Raw genomic sequence first — 18,335 nt, 5'->3', positions numbered from 1 at the left:
GCCAAAATTCATCAAGAGATTGCCATCAATAGCAAAATCCCTTTCTAGGAACTGGAACGCCTCAGCTCGGCCTAGTTCCTAGTTCGAAAGTCGAGAAAATGGTCTTTGCCGGGCGCGTCGGCCCCAGGAAGCGCTATTTTTAAGGGCTGTAGTAGAGGAGGGGAGTTTGAAAGACGAAGTGTCTCAAAATCGCCTATCGTCTCGGTTTGAGCGATTTAGACCCTCTTTGAAGGACAACGCCTTCCTGGCTTTCAAACTCTATTAAACACCTCGTGAAGCCTTTTTTACATGGCTCCATCCGGTATCTTCCGGTTTTATCCGGGGTCTTCCGGTTATTGCAATATCAAGTGTCTCCTAACATGCAGCAAACGTTTGGCTGTAGCGGGACACTTCGCGTTGCAGCAACTCATTTTTGTGATTTCTCTGATTTTTAGGCCAAAACCCGGTGCCCAGCCAGCTCCGAGACTTCGGCTTCCCCAATCTGACGCTGCGGCTTTGGGACACTTCCCATTGCAAACTTGAACGTTCGCCGCCCAAACCGTTAAAGAACGGCGGGGCGGCAGAGAGTTTTAAAGGGCGTTAAAAGGGTCATTTAAAGAGCTGGAACGCTGGAACCGAGCCGACACAGCGATTGCGGACCATGTTGGCAGTGACCCAGAAGGCAACAACGTGGGACGAAGCGCCAATTAGCTGCGGCTGCGCCAATGTCTGTATTAAGGAAACGATTGGACGCGTGCAGCCATCTAAGCCGAATATCAATCCTGCACTTTGTGTTCTGTTTGAAGCTCTGATGCATTGGCCAAAAGGTGTGCTCTACCATCCTGTCTTGCTAACTCTAAGAAGTGTTCGAGTCTGGGAGAACCGATCTTGCTTAGGGCATGTAGTGCCCCAATTCTTGCATAGAGCCGACCCGTCTCCCATGCCAAAATTGCCAGTCTTTCAGTTTCTTTGGAGCCAAGGGCTGAAAGCGCCATCAGCGACCGTCGACGGACATACTCATCTGCATCATCCACAAAAAGCAGTAGTATAGGTTCAGCGAACTCGAGGTCTCCTACCTGTCCCAGACATTCCGCTACCTGCCATTTCGCATCACTTTCGTCTGATTTCATAGCTTCAAATGCAAATTTTTTCAGGAGGGACTGATCCTCAGAAATTCTCTCAATAAATTTCTCACACTCATTGTCTCGAGCAACTGCGTAGAGCAGGTCATGCCAATCTTGCGCTTCCCATTTTGCGCTGTCCGTTTCATTCAAGAACGAAAAGACTGCTGCTTCAAAACGGGGCCAGTTTGGATACTCCAGCTCCCATTCCGCAGAATGATGCCCAACTCTGCTCGCCCAGTCTCTAAACTGTTTGATTTCGTTCCTAAATATCATGGCCCAAGTAAAGCCTGAACTGTCCATGGCCTCAACCTAAATGAGCTTAGCCGCCATTCATGCACCACGCAGCATCAGACACTAATGGGCTCAGAGCCGCCGTTGGCCGCGCCAGCGTACCAAACCGGGACTGAAACCAGAGGTCAAGGTCGGCAGAGCGGGACTTTCCCGCCGTTGACGATTTACGTCCAATAGTCCTATCGCTGTTGCGAAGAGCAAGGATCGGTGAAATGCCACATCAAACACCAAAAAGCATGACTGACGAACTTGGAGCGTGGAACAACGGTGCCGGGATACCGCTTGAAACTTGGACGGAATGCGAAGGCAACTACAGGCTAGCAGTCGGCTACGCGGCTCTTCTGTGGCCAAGATTTGAAGCTGTGGGGAAGTACATACTCGTCGAAGGCGTAAGCAAAGAAAACATTGAAGGCTTTGAAAACCAAGCAGGTTCAACACCCAAAGGAGTTGAGTGGGTTCTAAACCATTGGCATTTGGCCGATCTACATATCCATGATGACGATAATCTATCCGCAGACAAACTGCTTTTCGTCGGGAATATCGTAAAGGAAATGTGGGAGGCTAAGCTACAAACCCAATTTCCAGACCGACCTTGCACGGTTGAGTTTTACGTTCCAGATGACCCTGAAGAGTTATGGGAGTATCAGGTTTCATTCTGGCAGACCGCTTGGGACGCCGACGAACAAGAGTAGGTTTGGGCTCGCAGCGGACCTTAGCTTTAGCAGGAACGAAGGTCTGCGCCGGGTCGCTGGTCACACTTTGTGAAGCCCGCCATATGAGCTTAGCCCAGGCAATACTGGGGCAGGTGGACCCGAATAATTTGCAACTCGAGCTGTCTTGGTTTTTGATATCCGACGGTTTTCAGCGCGGTTTTCAGGTTGCGAAAGACAAGCGCCAACTTGGTAGGCTCTCTTTGTGCCGTCTTGAAAACCTAATTTTTTATGCCTCATCCGGGTTGATCCGGCTTCCTCCGGCCTCTTCCGGTTACTGCAATATGAAGTGTCTCCTAACAGCTGTTGTTGTAGCTGTAGCGGGACACTTCGCCTTGCAGTGTGGGACACTTCCCGTTGCATTACGGGACACTTCCCATTGCAAACTTGAACGTTCGCCGCCCAAATCGTTAAAAGACCGCGGGGCGGCAGAGAGTTTTAAAGGGCGTTAAAAGGGTCATTTAAAGAGCTGGAACGCTGGAACCGAGCCGACACAGCGATTGCGGACCCATGTTGGCAGTGAGCCAGAAGGCAACAACGTGGAACAAAGTTAGCTTTCGCTGCGGCGAGACCAATGTCAGCTATGGTGACACACAAGCGTTTTCCAACACTGTCATCGGGTGCTAAAGTTTCCTCATGCACGATTCCGATCTACGGTTTTTTCCGCCCTCCAGGGCCCGCACGCATGAGGTTTGCGGATCTGGTGCATATGCTTTTGCTTTTATGCTTGCCGCGCGGCTTGGGGGACAATGTATGTGGGTGCGTGAAGCGTGGGATCCCACTCAAATCAACCCGAATGGGTTCGCTGCATTCATTGCCCCATCGGATTTGACGCTCTGCAACACCAAAGACCAAACGCAAACCTTGGCCGTTGCCGAAGAGGCGCTTAGATCGGGCGCTGTGTCATTGGTCGTGGTCCTTCTTAACAAACCGTTGGGGCTGACTGAGGGGCGGCGTTTGCAGCTTGCGGCGCGTGACGGAAAATCCACTGGTTTGGCTATTATTCCTGAAGGCATGGGCAGCAATGCTGCTGAAACACGTTGGCGCTGTACGCCTGTTTTTGATCCCAAGCATAGCCCATGGGACTCGACTCTACAAAAGTGGGAGCTTATTAAGAACAAATCAGGAACATTAGGTGTTTGGTATGTTCGATGGGATCCAACGTCGCGTCGTCTCATTGTGGTTCCCCCGACTGGCGAGTGACCGGGTTCTGCGGCGCTGTCCGCTGGATGGCCCTTTTGCCCTGACGCTCAAACAGAACAACACCAATAAGCTTTATTGCCTCAACACCACTGCCACGCATCAAGGTTTGCATCAGGGCATGTCCTATGCGGATGCCCGTGCGTTTTGTCCCACTTTGCAAACGACACCGGCTGATCTTCCGCAAGAGCAGCGTTTTTTGCAGATTCTGCGCCGTTGGGCGACACGGTACTGCCCTTGGGTTGGGGTGGAAGGCCGGGATGGGCTGGTGCTGGATGTCAGCGGGTCGACACATCTTTTTGGTGGCGAAGACCGCATGCTAAGCGATATGCGCGCACGTCTGATGCGGGCGGGCCTGTCGGTGCAAATTGGCTTGGCAGACACGCGCGGCGCAGCATGGGCGTTGGCACATCATGGCGAGGGGCTGGCGCGCGCCGGTGACATGCTGCCTGCGTTGCAAAACCTGCCCATAGCGGCTTTGCGGCTTGAGGGAAAAACCGCGATAGCTTTGAACCGGCTGGGGTTTCGCAAAATTGGGCAGCTTGCCTCTGCCGCACGGGCTCCGCTGACCCGCCGGTTCGGGCCTGATGTGCTGATGCGGCTGGATCAGGCCTTGGGCCAACAACCCGAAGAGATCATGCCACTGGCAGACCCGCCCCATTACGGCGTGCGCATGACATTGCCGGAACCGATTGGGCTGATCAGCGATGTGATGGCGGGGACAGAGCGGTTGCTGACCCAACTGTGCGCTAAATTGAAAGCGCATGACGTGGGCGCGCGGGTGCTGAAACTCACAGTGCGCCGGGTAGATCAGGATCACCAGATGGTTGAATTGCGTCTGGCACGTCCTTTGTACGATCCCCATCGTATCCTGCCCCTTTTTGAAAGGGGGCTGGCTGAGGTGGATGCCGGTTTTGGGATCGACCAAATGAGGCTTGAAGCGACACATTTTGAGGCATTGCCAGCTCAACAGATCACATATGGTTCAATGGAGAATAATAAAGGGCAATTGGATGACCTTATTACCCGGATTGGTACAAGGGTCAGGTTGGAGAATATCCAGCGGTTCCTGCCTGCTGATAGTCATATTCCAGAGCGCAGTTTTATCGTGGCACCCGCTGCCTATTCAAAACCCGCCAGCAACTGGGCCTGCCCAAACCCGCGCCCGCTGTGCTTATTCGCCCCAGAACCAATAGCGGCCAGTGGACGCTATCCGCCGACACGTTTCTGCTGGCGGCACATGTCTTTGACCACAGGCCGTGCCACTGGTCCGGAACGCATTGCGCCTGAATGGTGGTTTGAGGACGACAACTGGCGGTCGGGGTTGCGCGATTATTGGCGGATCGACACCACACAGGGGCGACGGCTCTGGCTATTTTATACACCGCAAAATCCGGGGTGGTTCGTGCAGGGGGAATTCCCATGATTGAGATCAATCGCACGCACCGCCCGGTCGAGGCGTATCAAAGGGATATGCTGGATATGCGGATGCGGCGGCAAGACTATGCAGAGCTTTGTGTCACCAGCAATTTCACATTCCTAACCGGGGCCTCGCATCCCGAGGAGCTGGTCGTGCGCGCCGCAGAGCTGGGCCTATCCGCGATTGCCATCACGGATCGCAATTCACTGGCTGGCGTTGTCCGGGCCTGGACGGCGCTCAAGGAGTTGCGGCGAGATACAAGCGAGACTTTGAAAATCCGATCTCAACAACGTGTGGATGCGTCTTCGCGGCAGGATGTGGGATCGGGGGAAGCCATCGTAAAGCCCATCTCGGCGACATTGCCCAAACTGATCGTCGGGTGTCGCTTGGTCCTGCGCGACAGTTCAGTAGAATGGATCGCCTTGCCCAGCGACAGGGCGGCCTACCAACGCCTGACCCGTCTGCTGACATTGGGCAAACGCCGTACCGGGAAAGGCGACTGCGAACTTTACAGCAAGGACATGATCCCCGCGTGCAAGGGTATGATTTTGATCGCCCTGCCGCAAAAGAGGCTGAAAGAGGCTGTGCCGGACATTCAAAACATGCGGCGGCATTTCCCCAATCACACTTTTCTCGGGGCCGCCCCCCGTTATGACGGCAGCGATCAGGCCTATCTGACAGCTTGCGCAGAAGCGGCGCAAAAGGCAGGCACCCCGATGGTTGCCGTGGGGGATGTACTGATGCACCGGGCCTCCCGCAGGCAATTGGCCGATGTGCTGACCTGTATGCGTGATCATATGCTCATTGATGAGATAGGCACCCGCGCCCTGCCCAATGCTGAGCGGCGGATCAAAGCAGGTCAGGATATGGCGCAGCTGTTTCGCAATCATCTGGGCGCAATACGCCGCACATTAGAGATTGCCGACAAATGTAGTTTTGATCTGGGCGAGCTGTCCTATGAATATCCTCATGAAGATACCAGAGAAGAAACACCCCAAACGCGCCTTGAGCGGCTGGCCCGTGAAGGTCTGACACGGCGTTATCCAGATGGCCCGACACAAAAAGCGGTCAGTCTTATGGAAAGAGAACTGGCCGTGGTCAGGGAATTGAACTTTCCGGCCTATTTCCTGACAGTCCATGACATTGTGCAATTCGCTAAATCACAGGGGATCCTGTGTCAGGGGCGCGGATCAGCGGCCAATTCAGTCCTATGTTATCTCTTGGGTATTACTGACGTCAGCCCGGACATGATCTCGATGGTGTTTGAGCGGTTTATCTCAAAACACCGAGGCGAGCCGCCCGATATCGACGTCGATTTCGAACATGAAAGGCGTGAAGAGGTGATCCAGTGGATTTACCAGAAGTATGGCCGACATCGCGCCGGACTTTGTGCAACCGTCATCCATTTTCGCACCCGTGCCGCGATCCGTGAGGTTGGAAAAGTCATGGGGCTATCTCAAGATGTCACCGCCGGTTTGTCAGGCCAGATTTGGGGGATGAGCAATGGCGGGCTGGATCTGGACCGCATCCGCGAGGTCGGCCTCAACCCTGACGACCGCCGCCTTATGCAGACGGTCCGGCTCATTGGCGAGATTATCGGCTTCCCCCGGCATCTGTCGCAGCATGTGGGCGGCTTTGTCATCACACGCGGACGCCTGGATGAGCTATCCCCGATCTCCAATGCGGCGATGAAGGACCGCACGGTGATCGAATGGGACAAGGATGATATCGACGCGTTGGGGATTTTGAAAGTCGATGTGCTGGGGCTGGGTATGCTGAGCTGTGTGCGCAAAGCCTTCGATCTGATGTCAGAACACGAAGGTCAAACCCTCAGCATCGCCACGATCCCGCAGGAAGACAAAACGACCTACGATATGCTCTGCATCGCCGATGCGGTCGGAGTGTTTCAGGTCGAAAGCCGTGCTCAGATGAACTTTCTGCCCCGGATGAAACCACGCACATTCTATGATCTGGTGATCGAGGTTGCCATCGTCCGCCCCGGCCCGATCCAAGGCGGTATGGTGCAACCTTTTATCAAACGCCGTCAGGGTCTGGAGCAGCCCGAACCCTTTGGCCCGACACTGGCAGAGGTCACAAGACGCACGCTTGGTGTGCCATTGTTTCAGGAACAGGCCATGCAAATCGCTGTCGTGGGGGCCGGGTTTTCTGCCGAAGAAGCCGACCATCTGCGCCGCTCGCTCGCCTCGTTTCGGCGTATGGGTACTATCGGCGCGTTTGAGGACAAATTCATCAACGGCATGCTTAATAATGGTTATGATCTGGACGTTGCCAAACGCTGCTTTTCCCAAATCGAAGGCTTTGCCGATTACGGCTTTCCTGAAAGCCACGCGGCGGCCTTTGCCATGCTCGCGTATGTCTCAGCTTGGTTAAAATGCCATCATCCAGCAGTCTTTGCCTGCGCGCTGCTTAATTCTCAACCCATGGGGTTTTACGCCCCCCCCCAAATTGTACGCGACGCGCGGGATCACAGTGTCGAAACACGTCCCATATGCGTGAACCATTCAGAATGGGACAACACCCTTGAACGCCGCCCCGATGGTGCATTGGCGCTCCGTCTTGGCTTTCGCCAGATCAAAGGTTTCAAAGAAGAAGATGCTGGCTGGATCGTGGCCGCGCGGGGCAATGGTTATCCCACACCAGAAACCCTGTGGCTGCGGGCGGGCCTGCGTCCTGATGTGCTGGCACGGCTGGCAGAAGCAGATGCGTTTGGCGCCATGGGCCTTACACGTCGTGATGCTTTGTGGCAGGTCAAAGCGATCCGCAGCGCAAAGCCGTTGCCGCTCTTTAACGATCCGATTGATGGCGAAAGCATCGATGAGCCACAGGTCACCCTACCCACAATGCATTTGGGCGAAGAGGTGGTTGAGGATTATGTGTCCACCCGCCTTTCTTTGCGCGCTCATCCGATGGAATTGCTACGCCCCAGCATACCGGGCCTTACCCCCCATAACGCGCTTCAGGATGTTCCCCTGGGGCGGCACACAATCTGCGGGCTTGTCATCACCCGTCAGCGCCCCGGCACCGCATCAGGAGTGATTTTTCTAACGCTTGAGGATGAAACCGGGGTCAGCAATGTCGTCGTCTGGCCCAAAACCTATGAGCGTTTCCGCCGCATCGTGATGGGGGCACGTTTGCTGCGTGTGCGGGGTTATCTGCAACGCGAAGGCATCGTCGTGCATCTGATCGCGCAGGAGATTTGCGATATGTCCTACAAGCTCTCCGAACTCGGCCACCCAATGCCAGAAGCGCTCACCACCGAAGGCCCTCGCACGGACGACACTCCCAAAGGATCCCGCTACCCCGCCCGCGCCATGCATCCACGAGACCAATCAAAGCGGCTGTTTCCAAGTAGGGACTTTCATTAAGCCGACATTCGTGCAGCCTGCAGCATCCTGAACATTGGGCTCGTTTCTGCCGTTCGCAGCGAACTGTTTCAAAGGCCGGTTTGAAGTTCTTGCTGGGGTAGGGGAAGCCCCGGCCTAAGCCGGAACCTCCTTTTTCAGTTCGATATACGCGCGCGCTGCAGCCATTGGGACCACCCCATTAGGCGCAGAGGCTCAATGATCCGAAGAGGTGTTTGGAACATAACCCCTCGAAGCAATGCTCTCGCAGATGGTTATGTCCACGCTCATGTTCTGGTCGTTGCTCTATATTGCCTTGGTGGTCGTGTCCTTTGGTGCGGGTGTTTTTTGGGGGGAGCATCGGCTTTTGTCGGCAACGGTTGGCATGCTAAGCAGCATGTCGTCATTTTGCGCGTGAAAAACGGCGGCATTATTCGAGGTGCTGGCCTGCAAGCCTATGCCGGGGCTCGATAAAAATACGGCGAGTGAATCCTAAATGTGAACCTTTGACGATCGCATTTCTGGAAGTCATTTTCGGATCTGACTTGATTTGACGACCTACACAATTTGCAAATTTCGCTGTCCCGATTTCTGGTATTCGCCTGATGCCAGCCCAATTTTCAGGTTGAACAGGACAAACGCCATTTTGGACTATACCGTAATAATCTTTCCGAAAGACGTATTCTCTATAGCTTATCCGGGTTTGCCCGATTTCCGCCGGTGTCTTCCGGTTACTGCAATATCAAGCGCCTCCAAACAGTGGGGACATAAGGACGAACTCCGATGTGCTGTTGTATTCGTGCAGGACCTTGATGAACCGTTTCTTAGGCATTTTGCATCAAACTGATCAAAATTTGTCAAAACCGTCGTGCATCATAGCCACGGATGATCAGCTGAGGGCAGTCTTTCGATGAACAAGCCATTGCGCACCAAACATCTTTCGAAATCGGGGCGTCGCCAACTGGAGACGCAAGTTGCATCGCCGGTCGAAAGGCTCAAGGCCGAGGCCGGACGGGCCTTTGTGGAGGCGGATTACCAACGCGCGCGGGAGCTGACCACTCAGGCGCTAATGTTTGAACCTGACAATGCCACGCTGCACGCAGAGATTGCGTCTAGCTTCATGCAGGAGAAGAAATACGAGCTGGCGCTGAAGCATGTGATGGGTGCGCTCAAGCTGGAGCCTACCAACCCCACATGGCTGAGCGCGATCGGGACCATTCTGTTCCTGATGGACAAGCTGAGTGATGCGGTGGGTTTTTTCGAGGCCGTGTATCAGTTGGACCCGGAAAATGCGATGAATGTTTCGCGGCTTGTGCAGTCGCAGATGAATCTCTGCGACTGGGCGGTCTATGAGGACCAGAAGAACAAGCTGAGGATCCTTGACAACGATCCGGCCAATGGTGACCCGTTCACCACGCTTCTGTATGTAGATGACGCGGCATTCCAGAAGAAACGCGCGGTGATCAAGACAAAGAAAAAGGCAGCAATCTCGGCCCGGAAAGTTGCATGCAAATTCGACCGGTCTCCTGTGGCTGGTCGTAAGATCCGGATTGGCTATTTCTCATGCGATTTCTTCAATCATGCGACGATGTTCCTGATGGCGCGCCATTTTGAGCTGCATGACAGGGACAAGTTCGAAATCTACATTTACGACTACAGTGCACAACCCGATAACGTGATGCGTCAGCGCGTTCTGACGTCGGCAGATTGTTACCGGCAGATCGAGAACATGAAAGATGAGGATGTGGCCGAACTGGCGCGGGCGGATGGCCTCGATATCGCCATTGACCTGAAAGGCTACACTAAACATGCCCGACCGGCGATATTTGGTTTCCGGGCAGCGCCAGTGCAGATCTCCTATCTGGGGTATCCGAGCACCACAGGCATGCCGACGATGGACTACTTCCTTGCCGATGCGGTTACCGTGCCACAAGAAGGGCGGCGCCATTTCTCAGAGAAAATTCTCTATATGCCAAACTGCTATCAGGTGAATGACAACAGCCGTGATCATCCCGAGACCAAACCAACACGCGCCGAAATGGGGCTGCCGGAGGACGCGGTGGTGTTTTGTTCCTTCAACAACCACAACAAGGTCTCGCCGGTAGAATTCGATATTTGGATGGGACTTCTGAAGGACGTGGACAACAGCGTACTGTGGTTCCTGGCAGCCGACGATGCGGTGCGCGCCAATATCCTGAAAGAGGCGGCAGCGCGCGGGGTGCCTGCGGATCGGATCGTCTTTGCCGGGCGGTGCAGCACACCGGATCACGTGGCGCGCCTGCCTCTGGCGGATATCTTCCTCGATACCTTTGCTTGTAACGCCCACACCACGGCGAGCGAGATGCTGTGGTCGGGCGTGCCTGTGGTCACCAAACCGGGAGAGCAATTTGCGGCCCGGGTCGCGGCGAGTATCGTGACGGCCGTCGATTGTCCTGAGCTGATCGCCGATACGGATGAGGAGTATCGTGCGCTGGCGCTGCGGCTGGCCACCCAGCCGGAAGAGCGGCAGGAGCTGCGTGAAAAACTGAAAGGAAATATCCCGACCACGCCGCTGTATGATACCGAGCAATATGTCCGGGATTTCGAAGCCCTGCTAGAAAAGGCGATCCTTCGTTATGACGACGGGCTGAAGCCGGATCATCTGAGCTTGGCGGAGGGTAAACCGTAGTCGGGATCGGCTCAACCGCCCACCGATCTGGACGCGTGTAGAACAGAGCCCGCCGTCCATAAGGCGCGCGAGTTATCGGCTGATGTGGAAAAAAACGCGCGCCGGGGCACTCTTGGACTGGCCCGAAATTTTTTGACTGGGGCGCATTTAAAATTTGAACGCGCGCCGGTCAGGTCATCCCTCGCGCTTTGGCAGTTCCCCCGGATCTGGGCGGTGTAACCGCCGCTGCCCAGTCAGTGGGTCACTTCGGTGATCGACCAGAGCGGCGGGATACTGGGGCGCAGTCCGACAACCAGGGCCTGGCCCTCGGCCCGTCGGATCGGATCCTGCCGACTGCTTTTTCAAGGGCCAACAGCGGGCGGATCACCTCATGCCGCCAGCGCGCCAATTCCAAATCGGCCTCAAATTTGGCGTCATTCTGATACGCCTGCTCTGGCAGTATCACCTGTTGCCGGTTTCCGCATCGGGCTTTTCGTGCAGGACAACCCCGCGCTCCAGATACCCGGCCTCGCGCAGATCGGCAGGCAGGCTGTCTACATGAACTTGCAGTGTCTTGCCGCCGCGCCGGCGTCCGGTGCGCTCCTCGCGCACCAGCAGATCGCGGTCGCGCAGATGCGTTGAGACAGGGCCTTGTGAACTGCCGCCTGCGAAACTCCCGCAGCTTCTCAAGCTGGACACTGGCAAGCCATTTCTCAGGGTTATTTTGAGGTTGATTAGCCGGTTGTTTTGGCTGGACCCGATCCAGCTCAAAGCAATCCCCTTCGATCCACTCGAATTGGTGAAGTGCATGACGCATGGATTACACCGCTCTTTCTGCAATCTGCTGGCAGGCTGCACAGCGCTTGGCAAAGGGGACGGCTGCGCGCCGCTTGGGGTCGCTTATTCCCGCAGTCCAGGCAGGCCTTGCGGCCTGTTCAGCCCGTCCGCGCTTACGCTGCCGCCCCGCTCTCCATAGCGGGGCAGGAACTTTTTAAGCGGGAGGCCTCCATCACCATGCGCTTGGTTTAAGCGGCTTTCACGGTGTCGCGGCCTGCGGCATCAATGATCCGCTCACGGAGTTCCTCGCCGCTCGGCCAGAGGACTGACCATATGTGGCGTTGCGTGCAGTGCTGGACTGCACGTCATTTTCGCGGCATCAGGCCTCAAAAGTGGTGCCCATAGAGCGAAACGATCCGTCAATCACCTCATGCAGGATCGCTCCGGGCTGGAACATTTATTTTCCCAATTATCCACGAAACAAAGCCGGTGTGTTTTCAGGATGTTGAAAACAGGCCTTGTTGCGCAAATCGGATGAGGGATTCACTGCGTGAATTCAGTGTGATAGCTGGTTGGTATGAACAGTTGGGCCCCTACGAAATACAAGACCAGGAACTGGCCTTCGTAAAACACAGCACTAAAGCGGCGCGGATCACTTTCGATTGGTTTGATCCCGAGATGGTCTGGGTGCCGCTGCCGAGCGGCAAGCGGGGCCGACAACAGCAATTCAGCGACGCTGCAATCCAGACCTGCCTGACCTTGAAGATGTTGTTCGGCATGCCGCTGCGACAGACGACCGGGTTCGGCGTAAGACACACATGGGGATTGATGAGGAAACGCTGGAAGTTCGGGCGGCCGAGGTCACCACCAGTAATGTTGGTGATGCGCCGATGCTGCCGGAACTGCTCGCGCAAATGCCGTCTGATCAGGACAGCGGATCAGTGACCGCCGACGGAGCCTATGACACGCGCAAATGTCACGACGCGATTGCTGCCCGTGGTGCCGACGCCGTCATTCCGCCCCGCAAGAACGCCAAACTCTGGAAGCCCACAAGCGCCGGGGCCGCGGCCCGGAACGAAGCGGTCAACGCGTCGCGAGACCTGGCTCGCGCCCTGTGGCGGCGATGGAGCGGATACCACCGCAGAAGCCGTGTCGAGAGCAAGATGAACTGTGTGAAACTTCTTGGCCAGTCACTCATGGCACGCGACTTTGACAGACAAGTCGCGGAAGTCCAAATCCGCGGCGCCGCGCTCAATCGCTACACCGCTCCGGGCATACCAGTCACAGAGCCCGTAGGATAAGTCCGTCCGGGGAAAGGGTAAGCCTGCCCATCAACGGATTTGCGCAACAAAGCCACCTCAATGCACGAATGGTGAGAGGATTTGTTTCCGCATCTGGCATCATGCGGCAATCAACGGCAGTCATAAAATCTATTTTGCGCCGCAGCGCCCGAAGGGTGGAAAGAACCGCCCAATTGGGTTTGCCAGTAAACACAGGGCTTTCACGATACACCCAAAGGCCACGTTCAAATTTACCCTGTGCTTACCCTTCCAATTAATTCCGATCCCCCCAACGGGGCATTCTATCTGCCTTGGAGATCTGCTGTCAGCTGTTCCCTGCGGATCGTCCATTGGATCAACACAGCGTGGAATTTGCGTGCGCCCCAAAATGCAACGCAGCCTTCGCCAGCGGGGCAGATCAGAGCAGGCGAACCTGGGTGCCGACCTCTACCATATCGTACAGAGATTCGACGTGCTGGTTGTAAAGCCCGATACAGCCAGAGCTGCTTTGACGTCCAATCTTGCGGGTGTCGTGGGTGCCATGCACCAGATACGCAGGCCAACTGAGGTACATTGCGCGGGTGCCCAGAGGGTTGCCGGGGCCGCCGTCCATGCGCTGTGGTAAGGTCGGGTCGCGTTCGCGCATTGAGGCCGTTGGTGTCCACGACGGGTTTTTGGCCTTGCGCACAACCTCGGTATAGCCGCGTTTTGTCAATTCTTCCGTCATCGGAACAGAGGAGGGGAACAGCCGGTAGGTCACGCCATCGCCGCCCCAGTAATGCAGCGCACGTGAGGAGATATCGGCCAGCATACAGCCCACCCCCAGCTCATCAAAGTGGTCCTGCCAGGCCTGTTGCTGGAAGGAGGAGATATTGCGCTTGACCGGGATTTCGGTTTCGATCTTGGGCTCGACCGCCGGAAAGGCGTCGCTCGACTGTGCGCGCAACAGCGCCGGGGTGGCCAATGTAGCGCCAAGCCCGGTGAGGGCGGCGCGGCGGGTCATGCGAGACATGGTCATATTCTCCTTTGACGGGCTGCTATGAAACTCCGCAATAAAATAGGCATACGCGCCGGTTTTCCTAGGGGGGTACAGGCGGTATCGGGCCGGTTCACAGGCTTGTGTAACGCAGAAACGCGCGAGGTGGCGGGAGTTCGCCGCTCGCGCGCATTTGGATCTGTTAGCAGATTTGTGGCGGGTCTTAGCCGGGAACTTGGCGCGCCTGGGCAAAGGACAACAGCCGTTTGCTGTCTTCGTCCCACAGATGCAGCCGGGCATTGGCGAGGCTTTCACGAATGGTCATCTTGTTGCCCTCTGCCAGTTCTGCGTGATCGCGCAGAACTTCGGTCAGCCGATAAAACGGGATCCGGCTGTAGAGATGATGCACATGGTGGATGCCGATATTGGCGCTGATCCATTGCAGAACCGGTGGCAAGACATAATGCGAGCTGCCATGCAGGGCAGCGTCATGTAGATGCCAGTCTTCTTCCTGTTCCCACTGCGTGGTCTCAAATTGATGCTGGACATAGAACAGCCACATCCCGGCAGTCGCCGCGAGCAGCGTTGCAGGCACAAAAATCAGCACCAGCGGCATCAGCCCGCCGAAATACCAGATCGTACCAACCGCAACTAGGATGGTGAGGTTGGTGCCCATCGCGCTGATCCAATATCGGGCCTGACCCATCAGGCCGTAGGGAATGCGGTTTTGCAGGAAAAACAGATAGCCCGGACCAAAGCCAAACAGCGTCACGGGGTGGCGATAGATACGGTACATCAATCGGTCCCAGCGTCCCAAAGCGCGGTATTCGGCTACGGTCATTGTATGAATATCGCCCATACCACGCTTGCCCAGATTGCCATGGGTGCTGTGGTGAATAGAATGGGTGCGACGCCAGACGTCATAAGGCGTGAGGGTAAGTACACCTATGACACGCCCAACCCAATCGCTGACACGTCGGTTGGTGAAGAATGACCCGTGTCCACAATCGTGCTGGATGGTGAACAGGCGCAGCAGGAAGGCCGCGATCGGAAATGAGAGCGCCAGTGTCAGCCAGTAGCTGACCGAAAGCGACCACCAGGCCAGGACCCAGAGCAGCAGAAACGGAACAACGGTGACCGCCAGTTCGAACACGCTGCGCCGGACGTTCGGCTCACGGTAGTTGGCCAGGACCTTCACCCAGTCACGTGCCGTTTTCTCGGCCGCCTGCGGCCCTCTGGGTTCTGGGGAAATGCTCATACGCCTGCCGTTTTTCTGCCTCTTCAAGACCGGATAGACTACCAGCCGCGCGGAGCAAGTAAAAACAGGGTTCAGAGCCGTGAAATCACGCGCAATTGCAGAGAAACTTTGTGACTGAGACGGCGGAACATCAGTTTCACGGGCAGGTGCGACAAAAAAGACCCCGGCAAAACCGGGGTCTTTGTCATGGTCGGCTATGGCTGATTGATCAGTCCATCGCCTTGAAGTTGAACTCGCCACCTTCCTTGATGCCGGAGGGCCAGCGGGAGGTCACGGTCTTGGTCCGGGTGTAGAATTTGAAGCTATCGGGACCATGCTGGTTCAGGTCGCCGAACATGGATTTCTTCCAGCCGCCAAAGGTGTGATAAGCCAGCGGCACCGGGATTGGCACGTTGATGCCGACCATGCCGATGTTGACGCGGCTGGCGAAATCACGGGCCGTGTCGCCATCGCGGGTAAAGATCGCGGTGCCGTTGCCGTATTCGTGATCCATCGCCAGTTTCAGCGCGTCCTCATAGCTGTCCGCACGGACGGTGGACAGAACCGGGCCAAATATTTCCTGCTTGTAAATGTCCATATCGGGGGTGACATGGTCAAACAGATGCGCGCCAACAAAGAAGCCGTCCTCATACCCCTGAAGTTTGAAATCACGGTTGTCGACCACCAGCTTGGCGCCCTGATCAACACCGGACTGGATGAGGCCCAGAATACGGTCCTTGGCAGCGGCGGTGACAACCGGGCCGAGGTCGACATCGTTGCCAGCCGTATAGGGGCCGACTTTCAGCTTTTCGATACGTGGGATCAGCTTTTCGATCAGCTTGTCTGCGGTTTCTTCACCGACAGGAACCGCGACCGAGATCGCCATGCAGCGTTCACCAGCCGCGCCAAAACCAGCGCCAACCAGCGCGTCAGCCGCCTGGTCCAGGTCGGCGTCGGGCATGATGATCATGTGGTTTTTCGCGCCACCGAAACACTGTGCACGCTTGCCGTTGGCCGTCGCGCGGGAGTAGATGTAATGCGCAATCGGGGTGGAGCCGACGAAGGAGACGCCCTGGATGATTTCGCTGTCCAGAATGGTGTCCACGGCTTCCTTATCGCCGTTCACGACCTGAAACACACCTTCGGGCAGGCCTGCCTCGACAAACAGCTCTGCCAGCATCAACGGCACAGATGGATCGCGCTCAGAGGGCTTCAGCACCACGGCGTTGCCGCAGGCCAGGGCCGGGCCAACGTGCCATAGTGGCATCATCGCAGGGAAGTTGAACGGCATGATGGAGCCAACAACACCCAGTGGCTGGCGCATGGAATACATATCGATGCCGGGGCCTGCGCTGTCGGTGAATTCACCCTTCAGCATCTGCGGTGCGCCGACGCAATATTCGATGACTTCCAGACCGCGTTGCAAATCACCTTTGGCATCGGGGATGGTCTTGCCATGCTCGCGGCTCAGCGCCTCGGCCAGCTTGTCCATATCGCGGTTCATCAGGCCAACCATCGCCATCATCACGCGGGCGCGTTTCTGTGGGTTGGTGGCGCCCCATGCAGGTTGTGCTGCCGCTGCCTTTTCAATGATATCAGTGGTTTCCTCAGCGCTGGCCATCGGGCACTTATACTGCACCTCGCCAGTTGCCGGGTTGTAGACATCGTCAAAACGGCCCGAAGTGCCGGACACGCGTTTGCCGTTGATAAAGTGGCCGAGATCTTCCATCGGATCCTCCTCTGTTCAGGTTGTCGCCATCCTAGGCTTGCAAAAAACACTGGAAAAGAGGAAAGATCTCAAAGAGGCTTTGCAGGAACGCAAAGGTTAACAGAATGTTGACGGCAGGAGGAGGGAAAGCTCATGGATCCACAATGGGATGACATGCGGGTGTTCCTGGCAGTGGCGCGCGAAAGCAGCCTGTCAGGGGCCGGGCGGATCCTGAAAATGGACCCGGCCACTGTGGGGCGGCGGATTTCCCGCTTTGAAGAGGCGCTGGATACGCCGCTGTTTGTAAAATCGCCGCAGGGCTATGCGCTGAGTGCCGCCGGGGATCGCCTATTGGGTCATGCAGAGGCGGCAGAGCAGGCGATGCGCGCGGGGCAGGAGGCGCTGGTCGGCCCCAGCGACACGCTGTCCGGGCAGATCCGTATCGGCGCACCGGATGGCAGTGCCAATTATCTGCTGCCGCAGGTCTGTGCCAAGATTGGCGCCGAGAACCCGGATCTGGATATTCAGATCGTCGCTTTGCCACGGGTGATCAATCTCAGCCGCCGCGAGGCGGATATGGCTGTTACTGTCAGCGCGCCCACCGCCGGGCAGCTGCTGGTGCAGAAGATCACCGACTACAAACTGCATCTCGTTGGGTCGCGTCACTATCTGCGCGACCATCCGCCGATCGAAAAACTAGACGATCTGAAACATCACAAGATGATCGGCTACATCCCCGACATGATTTTTGACCGGGAGCTGGACTACCTTGCCAATCTCGGGGTCGAGCGGGTGGCGCTGGCCTCCAATTCCGTCTCGGTGCAGATCAAACTGGCAGCCGAGGGCACGGCGCTATGTGTGGCGCATGATTTCACACTGCCGTCACACCGGTCCCTACGTAAGGTTCTGACTGACAAGATCAGCCTGACGCGCAGTTTCTACCTTGTGCGCCACCAGGGGGATCAGCGTAGCGACCGGCTGAACCGCTTTGCACAAGCGTTGTCAAAAGGCATACGCGACGAAGTGGTCCGGCTCGAAGGCTTGACTTGATGCCGGGATAGGGCAACCCTTGGTAGTACGTAATAAAATAACAAAAAAGGAGCGCCTATGCTGGTCCAATTGATTCTGAAGTCCAAGGCAAGCTCTGGAGTGGTTACCATTGCTCCCGAGGCGACGATTTCCGAGGCAGCCAAATTACTGGGCGACCACAAGATCGGCACCGTGGTTGTCTCTAGCGATGGCGAGACGGCTGAGGGCATCTTGTCCGAGCGTGATATCGTCCGCGAACTGGCGCGCAGCGGATCGGGCTGCCTGAGCAAGCCCACAGGCGACTACATGACCCGCAAACTGGTGACCTGCACCACCCAGTCCAACGTCGAGGACATTCTGCAACAGATGACCGCAGGCCGCTTTCGCCACATGCCTGTGATCGAAGATGGCAAGCTGGTTGGTCTGGTGTCGCTGGGTGATGTCGTGAAGGCTCAGCTGGCCGAGGTCGCGATGGAAAAAGATGCCCTTGCAGGCATGATTATGGGGCACTGACCCTGTCTGTTATCTGACAGGTCAGATCCCTGACGTCACGGCGCAAGAGCGGCTCGGTATTTCCACGCTCTTGCGTCCCGAT

12 protein-coding genes and 1 pseudogene are annotated in these 18,335 nt (G+C 56.4%); 8 read left to right on the top strand and 5 right to left on the bottom strand.

Going from position 1 to position 18,335, the window contains the following annotated elements:
- Positions 1-755 precede the first annotated feature (755 nt).
- A complete protein-coding gene (locus PhaeoP97_RS08620; RefSeq protein WP_072504732.1) occupies positions 756-1,403 on the bottom strand; it encodes a HEAT repeat domain-containing protein in 648 nt (215 codons plus the stop codon).
- Between the two features lie 203 nt (positions 1,404-1,606).
- On the opposite strand from PhaeoP97_RS08620, the gene PhaeoP97_RS08615 reads away from it, so the two are divergent.
- The 5 genes from PhaeoP97_RS08615 to PhaeoP97_RS08595 all read left to right on the top strand — a co-directional run bounded on the left by PhaeoP97_RS08615 (position 1,607) and on the right by PhaeoP97_RS08595 (position 10,754).
- Positions 1,607-2,086 carry a hypothetical protein gene (locus PhaeoP97_RS08615; protein ID WP_157891239.1) on the top strand — a complete coding sequence of 160 codons (480 nt, stop codon included), beginning with the start codon at positions 1,607-1,609 and terminating at the stop codon, positions 2,084-2,086.
- A gap of 771 nt (positions 2,087-2,857) precedes the next feature.
- Positions 2,858-3,307 (top strand): ImuA family protein, encoded by a 450-nt coding sequence (locus tag PhaeoP97_RS08610; RefSeq protein ID WP_338048692.1) that lies wholly within the window; start codon positions 2,858-2,860, stop codon positions 3,305-3,307.
- Complete coding sequence (locus PhaeoP97_RS08605; protein WP_072504729.1) at positions 3,249-4,730, top strand: Y-family DNA polymerase; 1,482 nt, start codon at positions 3,249-3,251, stop codon at positions 4,728-4,730. Before PhaeoP97_RS08610 ends, PhaeoP97_RS08605 begins: the two co-directional genes overlap by 59 nt.
- Positions 4,727-8,110, top strand: coding sequence for an error-prone DNA polymerase (locus tag PhaeoP97_RS08600; protein WP_072504728.1), 3,384 nt, complete (start codon positions 4,727-4,729; stop codon positions 8,108-8,110). The genes PhaeoP97_RS08605 and PhaeoP97_RS08600 overlap by 4 nt, the downstream gene beginning before the upstream one ends.
- An 886-nt stretch (positions 8,111-8,996) precedes the next feature.
- Complete coding sequence (locus tag PhaeoP97_RS08595; protein WP_072504727.1) at positions 8,997-10,754, top strand: O-linked N-acetylglucosamine transferase, SPINDLY family protein; 1,758 nt, start codon at positions 8,997-8,999, stop codon at positions 10,752-10,754.
- A 441-nt stretch (positions 10,755-11,195) separates the two neighbouring features.
- Here PhaeoP97_RS08595 and PhaeoP97_RS08590 read toward each other — a convergent pair whose 3' ends face one another.
- The gene (locus tag PhaeoP97_RS08590; RefSeq protein WP_072504726.1) at positions 11,196-11,543 is read right to left on the bottom strand and encodes a hypothetical protein; all 348 of its coding nucleotides are present in this window, start codon (positions 11,541-11,543) and stop codon (positions 11,196-11,198) included.
- Positions 11,544-12,087: 544 nt separating this feature from the next.
- Here PhaeoP97_RS08590 and PhaeoP97_RS08585 point away from each other — a divergent pair.
- Positions 12,088-12,811: pseudogene (locus PhaeoP97_RS08585) on the top strand (IS5 family transposase).
- A gap of 397 nt (positions 12,812-13,208) precedes the next feature.
- On the opposite strand, the gene PhaeoP97_RS08580 reads toward PhaeoP97_RS08585, so the two are convergent.
- The 3 genes from PhaeoP97_RS08580 to PhaeoP97_RS08570 form a co-directional block, all read right to left on the bottom strand.
- The gene (locus PhaeoP97_RS08580; protein WP_072504725.1) at positions 13,209-13,808 is read right to left on the bottom strand and encodes a L,D-transpeptidase; all 600 of its coding nucleotides are present in this window, start codon (positions 13,806-13,808) and stop codon (positions 13,209-13,211) included.
- A 181-nt stretch (positions 13,809-13,989) separates the two neighbouring features.
- Positions 13,990-15,024 (bottom strand): fatty acid desaturase, encoded by a 1,035-nt coding sequence (locus PhaeoP97_RS08575; RefSeq protein ID WP_192849688.1) that lies wholly within the window; start codon positions 15,022-15,024, stop codon positions 13,990-13,992.
- A gap of 208 nt (positions 15,025-15,232) precedes the next feature.
- On the bottom strand, positions 15,233-16,732 hold the full coding sequence (locus PhaeoP97_RS08570; RefSeq protein ID WP_072504724.1) for a CoA-acylating methylmalonate-semialdehyde dehydrogenase: 1,500 nt from the start codon (positions 16,730-16,732) through the stop codon (positions 15,233-15,235).
- Between the two features lie 132 nt (positions 16,733-16,864).
- Between PhaeoP97_RS08570 and PhaeoP97_RS08565 the strand changes: the two genes are divergently transcribed.
- Together PhaeoP97_RS08565 and PhaeoP97_RS08560 are read left to right on the top strand one after the other, a co-directional pair.
- Positions 16,865-17,761, top strand: a complete 897-nt coding sequence (locus PhaeoP97_RS08565) for a LysR family transcriptional regulator (protein WP_072504723.1) — start codon at positions 16,865-16,867, stop codon at positions 17,759-17,761.
- 57 nt (positions 17,762-17,818) lie between these two features.
- Positions 17,819-18,253, top strand: coding sequence for a CBS domain-containing protein (locus PhaeoP97_RS08560; protein ID WP_072504722.1), 435 nt, complete (start codon positions 17,819-17,821; stop codon positions 18,251-18,253).
- Positions 18,254-18,335 lie beyond the last annotated feature (82 nt).

It is taken from the genome of Phaeobacter porticola, assembly GCF_001888185.1.
GTDB lineage: Bacteria > Pseudomonadota > Alphaproteobacteria > Rhodobacterales > Rhodobacteraceae > Phaeobacter > Phaeobacter porticola.
Note: the sequence above shows the minus strand (reverse complement) of the source record. Positions and strands in the feature narration are given on the sequence as shown.

Coding starts and splice junctions, on each gene's coding strand:
- PhaeoP97_RS08620 (WP_072504732.1), bottom strand. CDS start 1,403: ATGGACAGTTCAGGCTTTACTTGGGCCATGATATTTAGGAACGAAATC.
- PhaeoP97_RS08615 (WP_157891239.1), top strand. CDS start 1,607: ATGCCACATCAAACACCAAAAAGCATGACTGACGAACTTGGAGCGTGG.
- PhaeoP97_RS08610 (WP_338048692.1), top strand. CDS start 2,858: ATGTGGGTGCGTGAAGCGTGGGATCCCACTCAAATCAACCCGAATGGG.
- PhaeoP97_RS08605 (WP_072504729.1), top strand. CDS start 3,249: ATGTTCGATGGGATCCAACGTCGCGTCGTCTCATTGTGGTTCCCCCGA.
- PhaeoP97_RS08600 (WP_072504728.1), top strand. CDS start 4,727: ATGATTGAGATCAATCGCACGCACCGCCCGGTCGAGGCGTATCAAAGG.
- PhaeoP97_RS08595 (WP_072504727.1), top strand. CDS start 8,997: ATGAACAAGCCATTGCGCACCAAACATCTTTCGAAATCGGGGCGTCGC.
- PhaeoP97_RS08590 (WP_072504726.1), bottom strand. CDS start 11,543: ATGCACTTCACCAATTCGAGTGGATCGAAGGGGATTGCTTTGAGCTGG.
- PhaeoP97_RS08580 (WP_072504725.1), bottom strand. CDS start 13,808: ATGACCATGTCTCGCATGACCCGCCGCGCCGCCCTCACCGGGCTTGGC.
- PhaeoP97_RS08575 (WP_192849688.1), bottom strand. CDS start 15,024: ATGAGCATTTCCCCAGAACCCAGAGGGCCGCAGGCGGCCGAGAAAACG.
- PhaeoP97_RS08570 (WP_072504724.1), bottom strand. CDS start 16,732: ATGGAAGATCTCGGCCACTTTATCAACGGCAAACGCGTGTCCGGCACT.
- PhaeoP97_RS08565 (WP_072504723.1), top strand. CDS start 16,865: ATGGATCCACAATGGGATGACATGCGGGTGTTCCTGGCAGTGGCGCGC.
- PhaeoP97_RS08560 (WP_072504722.1), top strand. CDS start 17,819: ATGCTGGTCCAATTGATTCTGAAGTCCAAGGCAAGCTCTGGAGTGGTT.